We start from the raw sequence: 13,604 nt of genomic DNA, 5'->3' as shown, positions 1-13,604 counted from the left end.
GGCGGCTTCGGCGACCGTGAGCCAGTGCCCGGCGAACCGCGGCGCGTGGGCGGCGAGCCGTCCCGCACGCGCCAGCGCCTGTTCGGCGGCCTCGCGGTAGCGGCCCACCTGGTCGTGCCCGGCCAGCACGGACGCGGTCAGCAACGCGTTGGCCAGCGCCGACGCGCCCGACGGGCTCGCGTTGTCCGTCGGGTCGGAAGGCCGCTGCACCAGGACTTCCGCGTCGTCGGCCGTGTCGTAGTAGGCGCCCGGCGACTCCGGGACGCCGAAATGGGCCAGCGCGAGGTCCAGCAAGGTGATCGCGTCGGCGAGCCAACGCGGTTCTCCGGTCGCCTGGTGGAGTTCGAGCAGCCCTTCGGCGAGGCACGAGTAGTCCTCCAGCACCCCGGCCGTCGTCCCGACGACGCCGTCGCGCGAGGTCCGGCGCAGGCGCCTGTCCACGAAGTGGGTCTCCATCAGGAAAGCCGCGGCACGAGCGGCCGCGTCGATCCACTGTGGACGGTCGAGTCGCGAGCCCGCTTTGGCGAGCGCGCCGATCGCGAGCCCGTTCCACGCGGCGATCACCTTGTCGTCACGGGCGGGCTGAGGACGTCCGTTCCGCGCGGTCAGCAGCGCGCGACGGACCCGCTCGTAACGCATTTCGTCCTCTGGATGCGGCTCGCGCAGCCGCAGGGTCGACGAGCCGTGCTCGAAATTGCCCCGCTCGGTGACCTGGAACAGCTCCGCCGCCCAAGCACCGTCTTCCTCGCCGAGCACTTCGGCGAGTTGCGCGGGTGTCCAGACGTACGTGAGCCCCTCGACGCCGTCAGTATCCGCGTCGAGCGAAGCGGCGAAGCCACCTTCAGCCGTTCCGAGGTCGCGAAGCAGGAATTCAGCGGTCTCCTCGACCGTGCGCCGCGCGTACTCATGCCCGGTCACACCGTGGAACTGCGCATAGAAACGCAGGAGCAAGCCGTTGTCGTACAACATCTTCTCGAAATGCGGTACTTCCCAGCGCGCGTCGACCGAGTAGCGTGCGAAGCCACCGGCGAGCTGGTCGTTCAGCCCGCCGAGCGCCATCGCCTCGGCCGTGTGCTCGACCGAGGCGAGGTCCGACCCGGTGCGCTCGTGATGGCGGAGCAGGAAGTTCACCGCCATCGTCGGCGGGAACTTCGGCGCTCCCCCGAATCCGCCGCTCTCGACGTCGTACTCCTTGTACAGCGCGGCGACAGCGGACTCCAGCGCCGCACCGTCCACAACGGACTCCGGCAGCGGCCCGCTCTTCTCCGTGAGGTGGGCGATGATCTGCCGGGCACCGGAACGCAGCTCCTCCGGGCGCTCACCCCAGGCCTCGGCGACCGCGACGAGCAGCTGCGAAAACGACGGCATCCCCGGCCGCGGTGAAGGCGGGTAGTAGGTGCCGCAATGGAACGGCTCGCCCTCCGGGGTCAGGAAACACGTCATCGGCCAGCCGCCCTGACCGGTCATCGCCTGCGTGGCCGCCATGTACACCGAGTCGATGTCGGGGCGCTCCTCGCGGTCCACCTTGATGTTGACGAAGTTCGCGTTCATCAGCGTCGCGGTGGCTTCGTCCTCGAAGGACTCGTGCGCCATGACGTGACACCAGTGGCAGGCCGCGTAGCCGACCGAAAGCAGGATCGGCACGTTCCGCCGCTTCGCCTCGGCCAGCGCTTCCTCACCCCAGGGCCACCAGTCCACCGGGTTTTCGGCGTGCTGGAGCAGATACGGACTGGTCGCGGCCTTCAGGCGATTCGACATGCCACCAGGGTCGCACGCGGAAAAGCGGGCGCGCGGAACGGCCTTCTGCGCGACACTGACCCGGTGTTGCTGACCATGACGACCACTCGTAAACCCGCCACCGATCTGGGCTTTCTCCTGCACAAACATCCGGAGAAGGCACAGCCGGTCACACTCTCGGCCGGGACGGCGCACGTCTTCTACCCCGAGGCGTCCGACGAGCGCTGCACCGTCGCGCTGCTGGTCGAGATCGACCCTGTCGACCTCGTGCGCGGCGGCGGGACGTCGTTGACCCAGTACGTCAACGACCGGCCGTACGCGGGTGGCTCGTATCTGGCGGTGGCGCTGCGAGCGGCCTTCACCACGGCGCTGGCGGGCCGGTGCGCGAACCGGCCGGAGCTGGTCGACGAACGCTTCCCGCTGGAGATCCGGGTCCCGTCGCTGACCGCGCGCGGCGGCGCCGAGGTCGTCCACAAGCTGTTCGAACCCCTGGGCTGGCAGGTCGAGGCGAAGACGATCCCGCTCGACCCCGAATTCCCGCGGTGGGGCGATTCCCGCTACGTCGACCTCCGGCTGACCGGGACGCAGCGCGTCGTCGACGCGTTGCGGCACCTGTACGTCCTGCTGCCCGCTCTCGACGGCGACAAGCACTACTGGATCGGCCAGGACGAGGCCGACAAGCTGCTGCGCGTCGGCGAGGGCTGGCTCGCCGGGCACCCGGAACGGGACCTGATCACCAACCGGTACCTCGAACGACGTCGCCCGATCGTCTCGTACGCGCTCTCGCGGCTGGCCGAAGCGGACGACGTGCCGGCCGAGACCGAAGCCCGCGTCACCGAACTGCCGGACAGGCCCGAACCGCTGGCCGTGCAACGCCACGGGAGCGTGCTCGCGGCGCTCCGGGCGGCGGGCGCGCGGCGCGTGCTCGACCTCGGCTGCGGTGGTGGCGCGCTGCTGCGCGTACTCCAGAAGGAGCCGTCGTTCACCGAGATCGTCGGTGTCGACGTGTCCGCGAGCGCGCTCGACATCGCCGACAAGCGGCTCAAGGACAAAGCGCGGATCACGCTGCGGCAGTCCGCGCTGACCTACGCGGACCCGTCGCTGGCCGGGTACGACGCGGCCGTGCTGATGGAGGTGATCGAGCACGTCGACGAGGAGCGCCTGCCCGCGCTGGAGCACGCCGTGTTCGGTGTGGCCGCGCCGAGGACGGTGCTCGTCACGACCCCGAACGCCGAGTACAACCGGCACTTCGAATTCCTCGAAGAGGGCCGGTTCCGGCACGCCGACCACCGTTTCGAATGGACCCGCGAGCAGTTCCGCTCGTGGGCCGAGGGCGTCGCTTCCCGGCGCGGTTACGACGTCCGCCACCTGCCGGTGGGACAAGAGTCCCAGGAATCAGGACCGCCGACCCAAATGGCGGTCTTCACGTCTCGAAAGGAGGCCGTGGCATGAAACTGACCATTCCCGACATGTCCCTCGTCGTGCTCGTCGGCGCCTCCGGCTCCGGCAAGTCGACCTTCGCGCGGACGCATTTCGCGCCGACGCAGGTGCTGTCCAGCGACTACTTCCGCGGCCTGGTGGCCGACGACGAGAACGACCAGAGCGCGTCGGCCGCCGCTTTCGACGTGCTCCACTACGTCGCGGCGAAGCGGCTCGAAGCGGGCCGGATCACGGTGATCGACGCGACGAACGTCCAGCGCGCTTCCCGCGCGAGCCTGCTGAAGCTGGCGAGGGAGCACGACGTCATGCCGACGGCGATCGTGCTGGACCTGCCGGTGAAGGTCTGCCACGAACGCAACGAGGCACGCCCGGACCGCGACTTCGGCGAGCATGTCGTCCGCCGTCAGCGCGGCGAACTGCACCGCTCGCTGAAGTCGTTGGAGCGCGAGGGTTTCCGCCGGGTCCACGTACTGCGCAGCGTCGCCGAGGTCGCCGAGGCGGAGATCGTCGTCGAGCCGCTGCGCAACGACCGCCGCGAGCTGACCGGACCGTTCGACGTCATCGGTGACGTCCACGGCTGCCGTGAGGAACTGGACGAACTGCTCACCGAACTGGGTTACGTCGACGGCGTGCACCCGGACGGACGCACCGCGGTGTTCGTCGGCGACCTCGTCGACCGCGGCCCCGACACCCCGGGCGTGCTGCGCCGCGTGATGGCGATGAGCGAGGCGGGCAGCGCGCTCGTCGTCTGCGGTAACCACGAACAGAAACTGGTCCGCGCGCTGAACGGGCGCAACGTCAAGGTGACGCATGGTCTCGCGGAGTCGCTGGAGCAGCTTTCGGCCCAGGACGAGGACTTCCGCGCGAAGGCGCACGCGTTCTGCGAAGGACTCATCGCGCATTACGTCCTCGACGGCGGCAAGCTCGTCGTCGCGCACGCCGGCCTGCCCGAGAAGTTCCACGGGCGCGCGTCCGGCCGCGTGCGGAGCACCGCGCTCTATGGTGACACCACCGGCGAGACCGACGAGTACGGCTTGCCGGTGCGGCTGCCGTGGGCCCGCGACTACCGCGGTACCGCGACGGTCCTCTATGGACACACGCCGACGCTGGAACCGGAGTGGATCAACGGCACCATGTGTCTCGACACGGGCTGTGTCTTCGGCGGCAAGCTGACCGCTTTGCGTTACCCGGAGCGGGAAGTCGTCTCGGTGAAGGCGAAGAAGGTCTGGTACGAACCGGCACGCCCGCTCGAACCGGGGCGGCCGCTGGGCGGACGCGAGCCCGCCGTACTGGAGCTCGGCGACGTCACCGGCAAGCGGATCGTCGAGACCCGCCACCACGGCCGGGTCGGGGTTTCCGCCGAACAGTCGGCGGCCGCCCTGGAGGTGATGAGCCGCTTCGCCGTCGACCCGCGCTGGCTGCCGTACCTGCCGCCGACCATGGCGCCGTGTTCGACGTCGGCCCTGGACGACTACCTCGAACACCCGGAAGAGGCTTTCGCCGAGTTCCGCGCGGCGGGGGTCGATCACGTGGTGTGCGAGGAAAAGCACATGGGATCGCGTGCCGTCATGCTCGTGTGCCGTGACGACGACGTGGCTCCCGCGCGGTTCGGGATCCGGGGGCCCGGCGCGGTGTACACCCGCACCGGGCGGCCGTTCTTCACCCCGGAACAGAACGCGCGGCTGCTCGCCGGCGTACGGGAAGCGGCGGCCGAACTGTTCGAGGAACTGGACACGGGCTGGCTGCTGCTGGACGCCGAACTGCTGCCGTGGAGCGCGAAGGCGGAGTCGCTCATCTCCGGGCAATACGCGGCCGTCGGCGCGGCGGCTCAGTCCGTGCTGCCCGCGGCTGTCGCCTCCCTGGACGCGGCCGCCGCTCGCGGGATCGACGTGTCTTCGCTTCTGGCGCGGACACGGACCCGCGAGTCCACTGTGGACGCGTACCGGCGGGCGTACCGGCGCTACTGCTGGCCGACGGACGGCCTCGACGGCGTCCGGCTGGCGCCGTTCCAGGTGCTGGCCTCGGAGGGACACACGTACCACGACCGCCCGCACGAGTGGCACCTCTCGCTGCTGGACCGGCTCACCGGCGACCTGTTCACCCGGACGCGGACCCTGGCCGTCGACACCACCGACCCGGCGTCGGTGGCGCGGGGCGTCGAATGGTGGCTGGACCTGACCGGCGCGGGCGGCGAGGGCATGGTGGTCAAACCGGCGGCGAACCTGACGCGCGGCGCGCGTGGCCTGGTGCAGCCGGGGGTGAAGGTGCGCGGGCGCGAATACCTGCGGATCATCTACGGGCCCGATTACACGATGCCGGAGAATCTCGAACGGCTGCGCAAGCGCGGGCTGCACCGGAAGCGGGCGCTGGCGTCGCGCGAGTACGCGCTGGGGCTGGAGGCGCTGGAGCGGCTGGCGCGCGGGGAGCCGCTGTGGCGGGTGCACGAGTGCGTGTTCGCGGTGCTGGCACTGGAGTCGGATCCGGTCGACCCGCGCCTCTGACGCGCTTCGGGCGTCCAGAATGTCATGAGGGGTCCCCTTAGGACGAAAAATGTCCTAAGGGGACCCCTCATGACACTTACCCGGGCCGAGACCCGTCAGTCGGACTTGGTAGCCGGTTTCTCCGCCTTGGCGACGGGCTCCTCGGCGACGGCCTTCTCCTCGGGAGCCTCCTCCGAAGCGGGAGTCTCCGCCGAAGCGGCGGGTTCGTCGAAGCTCTCCGGCAGCCGCTTCAGGTGCTTGGTCATCGACCGCACCAGCAGCGCGACGGCGATCAAGAACAGGATCAGGATCAGGAAACCCACCGGTGAGGACTTGCCGAAGTCCTCACCCTGGCCGCCGTTGTCGCCGTTGCCGGGCTGCTGAGCCAGGAACTGCGACGACACCGTCACCGGAACGACGGCGAACGCCGGCACCACGAAACTCATTTAGCCCTCCTTCAAGCCGGCGAACAGATCGTCCTCCGGCAGGGTGCTGTCCACCAGCGAGCGGACCAGCTCGTACTCCTCGGTCGGCCAGACCTCGCGCTGCAGGTCGCGCGGGACGGCGAACCAGCGGCTGTTCGGGTCGATCTGGGTGGCGTGCGCCTTGAGGGCCTCGTCACGCTGCTCGAAGTAGTCACCGCATTCGACGCGGGTGGTCACCCGGTCCATGACGTCGGCCTTCTCCGGGTCCCACGACTTGAGCCACTCCTCGTACGGCGACTCCAGGCCACGCGCGATCAGGGCGTCGTGGAAGATCGTCATCCTGGCGCGCGAGAACCCGTGCACGTAGTACAGCTTCATCGGCTGCCACGGCTCGCCCGCGTCCGGGTAGCGCCCGGCCTCGCCGGCGGCGTCGAAGGCCGCGACCGAGATCTCGTGCGTGCGGATGTGGTCGGGGTGCGGGTAACCGCCGTTCTCGTCGTAAGTGACGATCACGTGCGGGCGGAACTCGCGGATGACCTTGACCAGGGCACCGGTCGACTCTTCGAGCGGGATGACCGCGAACGAGCCCTCCGGGACCGGGGGCAGCGGGTCACCCTCGGGCAGGCCCGAGTCGATGAACCCGAGCCAGGCGTGGCTCACGCCGAGGATCTTGGCTGCGCGGGCCATCTCCTCCCGGCGGATCTCGGTCATGTTGGCCAGCACTTCGGGACGGTCCATGGCCGGGTTCAGCACACTGCCCGCTTCGCCACCGGTACAGGTCACGACCATGACCTCGTGCCCCTCGGCGGCGTACCTGGCCATCGTGGCGGCGCCCTTGCTCGACTCGTCGTCGGGGTGCGCGTGCACCGCCATCAGGCGGAGGCGTGACTTCGGCGGTTCATTGGCTAGCACCATGCTCCGAACGTCCCCTTCTCGTTCCCTATTCCCCTGCCACCCTGCCTGACGGCCCGCCCGGCCGGGCGCGGATACTCGAGGGGAACCACTCGCATACGACCCCATTGTCCCTGCGAGCACGACGACACCGACCGGGAGGCCCGGGTTGAGCACGGGACAGGACGCTCCCACCGCGGAAAGCACCCGAACGGACGTGCCCGGAGGCCGGTACGGGAAAGCCCGCGCCGCGAAGCCCGCCCGCTGGCGGCGCGTGCTGTTCGGGGCGATCGCGCTGCTGGTCGGCGGCGGTCTCGCCTACGCCATGTACCTGAACTTCGGCAGCGCGCCCATCGACGGCGAGCGCGTCTCGTTCGCCGAGAAGCCGGGCGACGCGATGGAGATCACCATCAACGTGACCAGGGACGACGTGAACCGTCCGGGCGTGTGCGTCGTCCGCGTCCGCGACAAGGCCGGGGCCGAAAGCGGGCGCAAAGAAGTCCTTGTTCAGCCTGGTTCGAAGAACAGCAGGGTGACGACCACCATCAAGAGCATCGGAAAGCCGGTCACGGCTGATATCTTCGGATGCTCATACGACGTACCACGGTACCTGTCAAGGCCATAGCGGCCAACGGGGTGAAACAGGCGCCCAACGCCGAGGCGCGACCGAATTCCTCCGGCGGCGATACCTCGCGCCGTGTTACTCTGATCTACCGGCACGGCCCAAGACGGGCCGTGTTTTTCCTTTATCTCAGCCGGGCCGGCACGCCATGCCGGTCCGGTGGCCGGCTTGTACATCCAAGCCTGGCAGGCCCTACTAGGAGATGGTGACCGTGAGCGACACAAAGGTGACCTGGCTGACCCAGGATGCCTACGACAGGCTCAAGCAGGAACTCGACCACTACATCGAGCTCCGCCCGGTCATCGCTGCGAAGATCAACGACAGCCGGGAAGAGGGCGACCTCAAGGAGAACGGCGGCTACCACGCTGCCCGTGAGGAACAGGGCCAGCACGAGGCCCGGATCCGCCACCTCCAGGAGCTCCTCCGTTCGGCCAAGGTGGGCGAGCCGCCCGCCAACGACGGCAGCGCGGGACCGGGCAAGGTCCTCACCGTGCGTTACGACGGTGACGACGAGGACGAGAACTTCCTCTTGGCGACTCGCGAAGAGGGCACCGAGGGCGATCTGGACGTCTACTCGCCGGAGTCTCCCCTCGGCAAGGCGCTGCTCGGCGCCAAAGAAGGCGAAACCAGGGAGTACGAGCTGCCCAACGGCAGCATCCAGAAGGTGACGCTCGTCAAGGCCGTGCCGTACACCGGCAAGTAGCCTCCCGCGCGCCCGGCTGCATGGCCGGGCGCGCATATGAGCCGTTAGCGTGACCTCCGGAGAAATCTGGAGGGAAACGATGAGCGAGCTACCGATCTGCGTCGCCTGCGGCATGCAGTACGCGGAATCCCGGTCCGACTGCCCGATCTGCGAGGACGAACGTCAGTACGTCCCGCGGGCCGGGCAGCAGTGGACCGATCTGAACACCGTCCGCGCGAGCGGGACGTACACGGCTCGCATCGAGGAGCAGGGACCCGGTCTCCTCGGTGTCGGGTCCACCCCCAACTTCGCCATCGGCGAGCGGGCACTGCTGGTCAAGGCCGAATCCGGCAACTTCCTGTGGGACTGCGCGGGCTTCATCGACGACGACCTGGTCGCCCAGGTCCGTGAACTCGGCGGGATCACCGGCATCGCGATCAGCCACCCGCACTACTACACCACCATGGTCGAGTGGGCCCACGCCTTCGACGTGCCCGTGTACCTGCACGAGGGCGACAGGCAGTGGATCGGCAGGCCGGATCCGGCGATCAAGCTGTGGAGCGGCGCGACCCTCGACGTCGCCCCCGACCTGCGGCTGATCAACCTCGGCGTGCATTTCGCCGGCGGGACCGTGCTGCACTGGCCGGGCGGAGAGCACGGTCGCGGCGCGGTGCTCTCCGGCGACATCCTGCAGGTCATCCCGGACCGGCGTTTCGTCGGGATGATGTACAGCTACCCGAACCTGATCCCGGAGCGCCCGGAGATCGTCCGCCGCGCGGCCGAAATGCTTGAACCGTACGAGTTCGAGGCGATCTACGGCGCCTGGTGGGACGCGATCATCCGCACTGACGGGCACGAAGCCGTCCAGCGCTCGGCGAAGCGATACCTGGCTCAGGTGAGCTAGCTCCGGGCCAGCCGTTCCAGCAGCGGCCGTACGCGCGGCGGAACCGGCGTCGACAACGCGATCGACGTCGACGTCCGCCGCACGTACGGCGCGCCGACCACCTCGTCCACCACCCGCTGAAGGTCGTCGTTGTTGCGCGCCACCATGCGCACGAAGAGGTCGCCCTGACCGGTGGTCGCGTGGACCTCGCACACCTCGTCGATCGCGGACAGCGCCTCCGCGACCTCGGCCCGGCGGCCCTGCGCGATCTCCAGGACGGCGAACGCGGTGAGGCCGTACCCCATCGCCGCGAGGTCGAGTTCGGGCGGGAAGCCGCCGAGGATCCCGCGTTCGGTCAGCCGGTCCAGCCGGGCCTGAACGGTGCCTCGCGCGACCCCGAGCCGGCGGGCGCATTCGAGCACACCGAGCCGGGGCGAGTCGGTCAGCAACAGCAGCAGCCGCGCGTCCAGTTCGTCAAGCGATTCCGACATCGCGCTTACCTCCTACGCAGGTTGTCCACTATGACTGCGCCGTCCCCCTCTTCACTGGACATAGTGCGCAGTAAAATCTTTGACCATTGCACATTTTGTCACGCCCTCCGATGCTTCAGGGTATGACGCACACAGTGGAACCCCAGGGTGCTCTTGACGACGTGAGCTACGACCAGCTGCGTCAGCTCGTCGGCCTCGTCGACCACGACTCTTCGACCGATCCCTTCCCGGTGAAGTCGATGGACGCGGTGGTGTTCATCGCGGGCAACGCCACGCAGACCGCGTGGTTCTACCAGGTCGCGTTCGGCATGCAGCTCGTCGCGTACTCCGGCCCCGAGACCGGGAACTTCGAGCGCAAGTCGTTCGTGCTGAAGTCCGGCTCGGCCCGTTTCGTGATCACTGGCGGCGTCAAGCCCGACTCCGAACTGCTCGACCACCACCGCCGCCACGGTGACGGCGTCATCGACCTCGCCCTCGAGGTCGCCGACGTCGACCGCTGCATCGACCACGCCCGCGCGCAGGGCGCCACCGTCCTCGAAGAGCCGCACGACGTCTCCGACGAGCACGGCACCGTCCGGATCGCCGCGATCGCGACCTACGGCGAGACCCGCCACACGCTGATCGACCGGTCGAAGTACACCGGCGTCTACCTGCCCGGCTACGAGCCGCGCGAGAGCAAGATCGTCCGCCCCGAGGGCGCGCCGAAGCGGCTGTTCCAGGCCGTCGACCACTGCGTCGGCAACGTCGAACTCGGCAAGATGGACTACTGGGTCGACTGGTACCACCGTGTCATGGGCTTCGTGAACATGGCGGAGTTCGTCGGCGACGACATCGCGACCGAGTACTCGGCGCTGATGAGCAAGGTGGTCTCCAACGGCAACCACCGCGTCAAGTTCCCGCTCAACGAGCCGGCGATCGCGAAGAAGAAGTCGCAGATCGACGAGTACCTCGAGTTCTACGGCGGCGCGGGCTGCCAGCACATCGCGCTGGCCACCAACGACATCGTCGCGACGGTGAAGGCGATGCGCGCGGCGGGCGTCGAGTTCCTCGACACCCCGGACTCCTACTACGACGACCCGGAGCTGCGCGCGCGGATCGGCGAGGTCCGGGTGCCGATCGAGAAGCTCAAGGAGCACCGCATCCTGGTCGACCGCGACGAGGACGGCTACCTGCTGCAGATCTTCACCAAGCCGATCGGCGACCGCCCGACGGTGTTCTACGAGCTCATCGAGCGGCACGGTTCGCTCGGCTTCGGCAAGGGCAACTTCAAGGCCCTGTTCGAGGCCATCGAGCGTGAACAGGAACGTCGCGGCAACCTCTGACCCCGGCAGTTCGCAGGGCTGAAAGGGCTCCTCATCGCACTTGGTGCGGTGAGGGGCCCTTTCGCTGCGTGACGGGTCCGAGTTTGTCGGCGGCGGGTGGTACACCGGACGGGAACTAAACTTCGAGCGCACCCGGAACCGGAGGCTCCCCCGGACCGTCAGTGTGAAGACGTCAGCACGCAGCTTGGAAGGGTCCCGATGCCGGACAACGTCGACGCCAGCGAACGCATGGTGGACAACTGGACGAAGCAGATCCAGGAGACCGCCGCGCGCTATCAGGCGATGGCCGCCCGCGTGCAGGGCCAGACCGTGACCGAGCGGTCCAAGGACAACACGATCGAAGTGACGGTCGATTCCAAGGGCCTGCTCAAGAACCTGGTGATCTCCGAGGCCGTGAGCGGCAAGCGGATGGCCGAGGTCTCGGCGCAGGTCATGCGGCTCGTGCAGCTCGCGCAGTCGCGGATCCCCGAGCTGTTGCAGCAGGCGATGGCCGAAACCGTCGGCACCACCGACGAGACGGCGAACCGGGTGATCACGGAGGCGCAGAGCACCTTCCCGGAGGCTCCGCCCGAGGAGGACCTCGCCCCGCCGGAGCCCGAGCGGCATCACCGCTTCGGTCCGGAGGAGGAAGAACCCCCGCCGCCGCCGTCCTCGCAGACGAGCCCGCCCCAGAATCCACCTCAGCCGAAGCCGATCCCGCGCCGCCGCCGCACGCAGGACGACGATGACGACGACTTCGGCGGCAGCATCCTTTCCTAGAACGTCCATCCGGCCTGGTAGAGGGGAGAAACCATGGCAGGCAAGGGTTACGAGCTCGGCGCCGACCTCGACGCGCACTCCAAGCAGATCGACGGCATCGCCGACGGGCTGCGCGGCGCGGTCGACGCAGCGCAGCAGGTGAGCATGCCGACCGACGCGTACGGCATCATCTGCCAGCCGTTCCGGATGATGCTCGACCCGGTCGAGGAGTTCGGCATCAACGCGCTGAACAAGGCCGTCGAGGCCGCCACCGCGGTGGCGAACAACGTGCGTTCGGCGTCCAACGCCTACCGGACACAGGACGAGAACTTCGCCGCCGAGTTCAAGAACGCGCAGGTGCCTGACTGATGCCAGAGGGAAACCCGCTCGTCGCGAAGGCCCCGACCGACGGGGACGGCCCGGGGCCGCTGACGGCCGGGAACAGCGACTACGGCTACGGGGCGGGCATCGGCGTCGCCGAGTCGGCCATGGACGCCTTCAACGGCATCTCGAGCGGAGACTGGATCGGCGGCGGGCTCGGCGTGCTGAGCCTCGCCGGCGAGCTCGCCAGCGCCGCGATCGACCCGTTCGGCTACCTGATGTCGTCGGTGGCGTCGTTCCTGATGGAACACATGCAGCCGCTGAAGGACATGCTGGACGCCGTCGCGGGCGACCCGCCGGTCATCCAGTCGTACTCCGAGACCTGGGGCAACGTCGCCAAGAAGCTGGAAGACACCCAGGTCGAGTTCTCGAACGCGGTCAAGAACGGCACCACCGGCTGGACCGGTGACGCGGCCGACAAGTACCGCGAGCAGGCCGCGGAACAGGCGGAGGCGATCAGCGGGGCGGCGACCGTCGCCGGCGCGATCAGCACCGTGGTGATGATCTTCGGCGAGATCGTCTCGTTCGTCCGCGAATTCATCCGCCAGCTGATCGCGGACGCGGTCGGCAAGCTCATTTCCTGGGTCTTGGAGACGGTGTTCTCCCTCGGCTTCGGCACGCCCGTGGTGGTTGCGCAGGCCGTCACCGCGATCGCCGAATGGGCCGCGAGGATCGCCGACAAGCTCAAGGAACTCTGCGACGCGATGCGGCGGGTCTCGCCGCTGCTGGGCAAGCTGGCCGACGTCTTCGAGAAGATCATCAAGGTCTTCGGCAAGATCGCGGGCAAGGTCACCGGCCTGGACGTGATCAACACCAGGAACATCAAGCCGGGCGGTTTCGTCCAGCGCGGCGGACGCGGTGGGGCCGGCGGGCCCGACGGTGGCGGCACCGGATCCGGTTCCGGGGACGGTCCGGACGGCGACGGTTCCGGCAGCGGGTCGGGCGACGGTTCCAACGGCTCGAACGGCTCCGACGGCGACTCGGGTGGTTCCAACGGCTCGAACGGCTCCGACGGCGGCTCGGGTGGTTCCGGCGACTCGGGCCGATCCGGTGAAGGCTCCGGCGATTCCGGGTCGAACGGCGACTCCGGCGGATCGCGCCAAGGCGATTCCGGCGGAGACTCCCCGTCGAGTGCCACCCGTGGCGGTGACGGCGGCGGTTCTTCGTCCACAAGGGACGGTGGCGGCTCGCAGTCCCGCTCCGACGGCGGATCACCCGGTCGCACCGGGGATGGCGACGGACCGTCCACTTCGGACAACGGACTCGGCGGCACGCCCGACGGCGGTGGCGGCTCTCCCAGTGGCGCACGGTCCGACACATCGGCCCCGCACACTCGGTCCGACGGTGGTTCTCCCGGCGATTCCGGCACCCCGAACCGCACACCCGACAGCGGCTCACCGAGCCCGAACCGCGCGGACACCGGCGGTTCGCCGAGCCACACACCGGACGCCGGTTCCCCCGCACCACACACCCGCACGGACAGCAGCGGATCCCCCAGCAACACACCCGACG

The 13,604-nt window shown here is 68.9% G+C and carries 13 protein-coding genes; 9 read left to right on the top strand and 4 right to left on the bottom strand.

What is annotated here, in order from left to right; genetic code table 11:
- Window positions 1-1,758: thioredoxin domain-containing protein (locus tag CFP71_RS38925; RefSeq protein WP_093938900.1), on the bottom strand; the 1,758-nt coding region annotated here is incomplete at its 3' end.
- Window positions 1,759-1,821: 63 nt separating this feature from the next.
- Between CFP71_RS38925 and CFP71_RS38920 the strand changes: the two genes are divergently transcribed.
- Both CFP71_RS38920 and CFP71_RS38915 read left to right on the top strand, forming a co-directional pair.
- Entirely contained in the window at window positions 1,822-3,189 is a 1,368-nt protein-coding gene (locus CFP71_RS38920) for a 3' terminal RNA ribose 2'-O-methyltransferase Hen1 (protein ID WP_093938899.1), read from the top strand.
- Entirely contained in the window at window positions 3,186-5,678 is a 2,493-nt protein-coding gene (locus CFP71_RS38915; RefSeq protein WP_093938898.1) for a polynucleotide kinase-phosphatase, read from the top strand. Before CFP71_RS38920 ends, CFP71_RS38915 begins: the two co-directional genes overlap by 4 nt.
- A gap of 95 nt (window positions 5,679-5,773) precedes the next feature.
- Here the strand turns inward: CFP71_RS38915 and CFP71_RS38910 are convergent, their stop codons facing one another.
- Both CFP71_RS38910 and mca read right to left on the bottom strand, forming a co-directional pair.
- A complete protein-coding gene (locus CFP71_RS38910) occupies window positions 5,774-6,103 on the bottom strand; it encodes a hypothetical protein (protein WP_093938897.1) in 330 nt (109 codons plus the stop codon).
- On the bottom strand, window positions 6,104-6,997 hold the full coding sequence (gene mca / locus CFP71_RS38905; RefSeq protein ID WP_093938896.1) for a mycothiol conjugate amidase Mca: 894 nt from the start codon (window positions 6,995-6,997) through the stop codon (window positions 6,104-6,106).
- A gap of 145 nt (window positions 6,998-7,142) precedes the next feature.
- On the opposite strand from mca, the gene CFP71_RS38900 reads away from it, so the two are divergent.
- The 3 genes from CFP71_RS38900 to CFP71_RS38890 all read left to right on the top strand — a co-directional run bounded on the left by CFP71_RS38900 (window position 7,143) and on the right by CFP71_RS38890 (window position 9,181).
- Complete coding sequence (locus CFP71_RS38900) at window positions 7,143-7,598, top strand: DUF4307 domain-containing protein (RefSeq protein ID WP_093938895.1); 456 nt, start codon at window positions 7,143-7,145, stop codon at window positions 7,596-7,598.
- Between the two features lie 199 nt (window positions 7,599-7,797).
- Window positions 7,798-8,298 carry a transcription elongation factor GreA gene (greA, locus tag CFP71_RS38895; RefSeq protein ID WP_016337198.1) on the top strand — a complete coding sequence of 167 codons (501 nt, stop codon included), beginning with the start codon at window positions 7,798-7,800 and terminating at the stop codon, window positions 8,296-8,298.
- Between the two features lie 79 nt (window positions 8,299-8,377).
- Window positions 8,378-9,181 (top strand): MBL fold metallo-hydrolase, encoded by an 804-nt coding sequence (locus tag CFP71_RS38890; RefSeq protein ID WP_093938894.1) that lies wholly within the window; start codon window positions 8,378-8,380, stop codon window positions 9,179-9,181.
- On the opposite strand, the gene CFP71_RS38885 is transcribed toward CFP71_RS38890, so the two are convergent.
- On the bottom strand, window positions 9,178-9,651 hold the full coding sequence (locus CFP71_RS38885; RefSeq protein WP_093938893.1) for an Lrp/AsnC family transcriptional regulator: 474 nt from the start codon (window positions 9,649-9,651) through the stop codon (window positions 9,178-9,180). The genes CFP71_RS38890 and CFP71_RS38885 overlap by 4 nt on opposite strands.
- Window positions 9,652-9,773: 122 nt before the next feature.
- Between CFP71_RS38885 and hppD the strand changes: the two genes are divergently transcribed.
- The 4 genes from hppD to CFP71_RS38865 all read left to right on the top strand — a co-directional run.
- A complete protein-coding gene (gene hppD / locus CFP71_RS38880; protein ID WP_093938892.1) occupies window positions 9,774-10,973 on the top strand; it encodes a 4-hydroxyphenylpyruvate dioxygenase in 1,200 nt (399 codons plus the stop codon).
- 198 nt (window positions 10,974-11,171) lie between these two features.
- Entirely contained in the window at window positions 11,172-11,732 is a 561-nt protein-coding gene (locus CFP71_RS38875) for a YbaB/EbfC family nucleoid-associated protein (RefSeq protein ID WP_093938891.1), read from the top strand.
- Between the two features lie 33 nt (window positions 11,733-11,765).
- Complete coding sequence (locus tag CFP71_RS38870; protein WP_005167944.1) at window positions 11,766-12,080, top strand: type VII secretion target; 315 nt, start codon at window positions 11,766-11,768, stop codon at window positions 12,078-12,080.
- A partial coding sequence (locus CFP71_RS38865; RefSeq protein WP_482746726.1) for a WXG100 family type VII secretion target occupies window positions 12,080-13,604 on the top strand: 1,525 nt, incomplete at its 3' end. The genes CFP71_RS38870 and CFP71_RS38865, both read left to right, overlap by 1 nt.

Origin of the sequence: Amycolatopsis thailandensis (assembly GCF_002234405.1) — a bacterium.
Lineage (GTDB): Bacteria > Actinomycetota > Actinomycetes > Mycobacteriales > Pseudonocardiaceae > Amycolatopsis > Amycolatopsis thailandensis.
This window is presented reverse-complemented; position numbering and strand designations above follow the sequence as displayed.

Bases quoted from the DNA above. Each gene is read 5' to 3' on its own strand.
- greA (WP_016337198.1), top strand. From the start codon at position 7,798: ATGGTGACCGTGAGCGACACAAAGGTGACCTGGCTGACCCAGGATGCC.
- CFP71_RS38870 (WP_005167944.1), top strand. From the start codon at position 11,766: ATGGCAGGCAAGGGTTACGAGCTCGGCGCCGACCTCGACGCGCACTCC.
- hppD (WP_093938892.1), top strand. From the start codon at position 9,774: ATGACGCACACAGTGGAACCCCAGGGTGCTCTTGACGACGTGAGCTAC.
- mca (WP_093938896.1), bottom strand. From the start codon at position 6,997: ATGGTGCTAGCCAATGAACCGCCGAAGTCACGCCTCCGCCTGATGGCG.
- CFP71_RS38885 (WP_093938893.1), bottom strand. From the start codon at position 9,651: ATGTCGGAATCGCTTGACGAACTGGACGCGCGGCTGCTGCTGTTGCTG.
- CFP71_RS38875 (WP_093938891.1), top strand. From the start codon at position 11,172: ATGCCGGACAACGTCGACGCCAGCGAACGCATGGTGGACAACTGGACG.
- CFP71_RS38915 (WP_093938898.1), top strand. From the start codon at position 3,186: ATGAAACTGACCATTCCCGACATGTCCCTCGTCGTGCTCGTCGGCGCC.
- CFP71_RS38910 (WP_093938897.1), bottom strand. From the start codon at position 6,103: ATGAGTTTCGTGGTGCCGGCGTTCGCCGTCGTTCCGGTGACGGTGTCG.
- CFP71_RS38890 (WP_093938894.1), top strand. From the start codon at position 8,378: ATGAGCGAGCTACCGATCTGCGTCGCCTGCGGCATGCAGTACGCGGAA.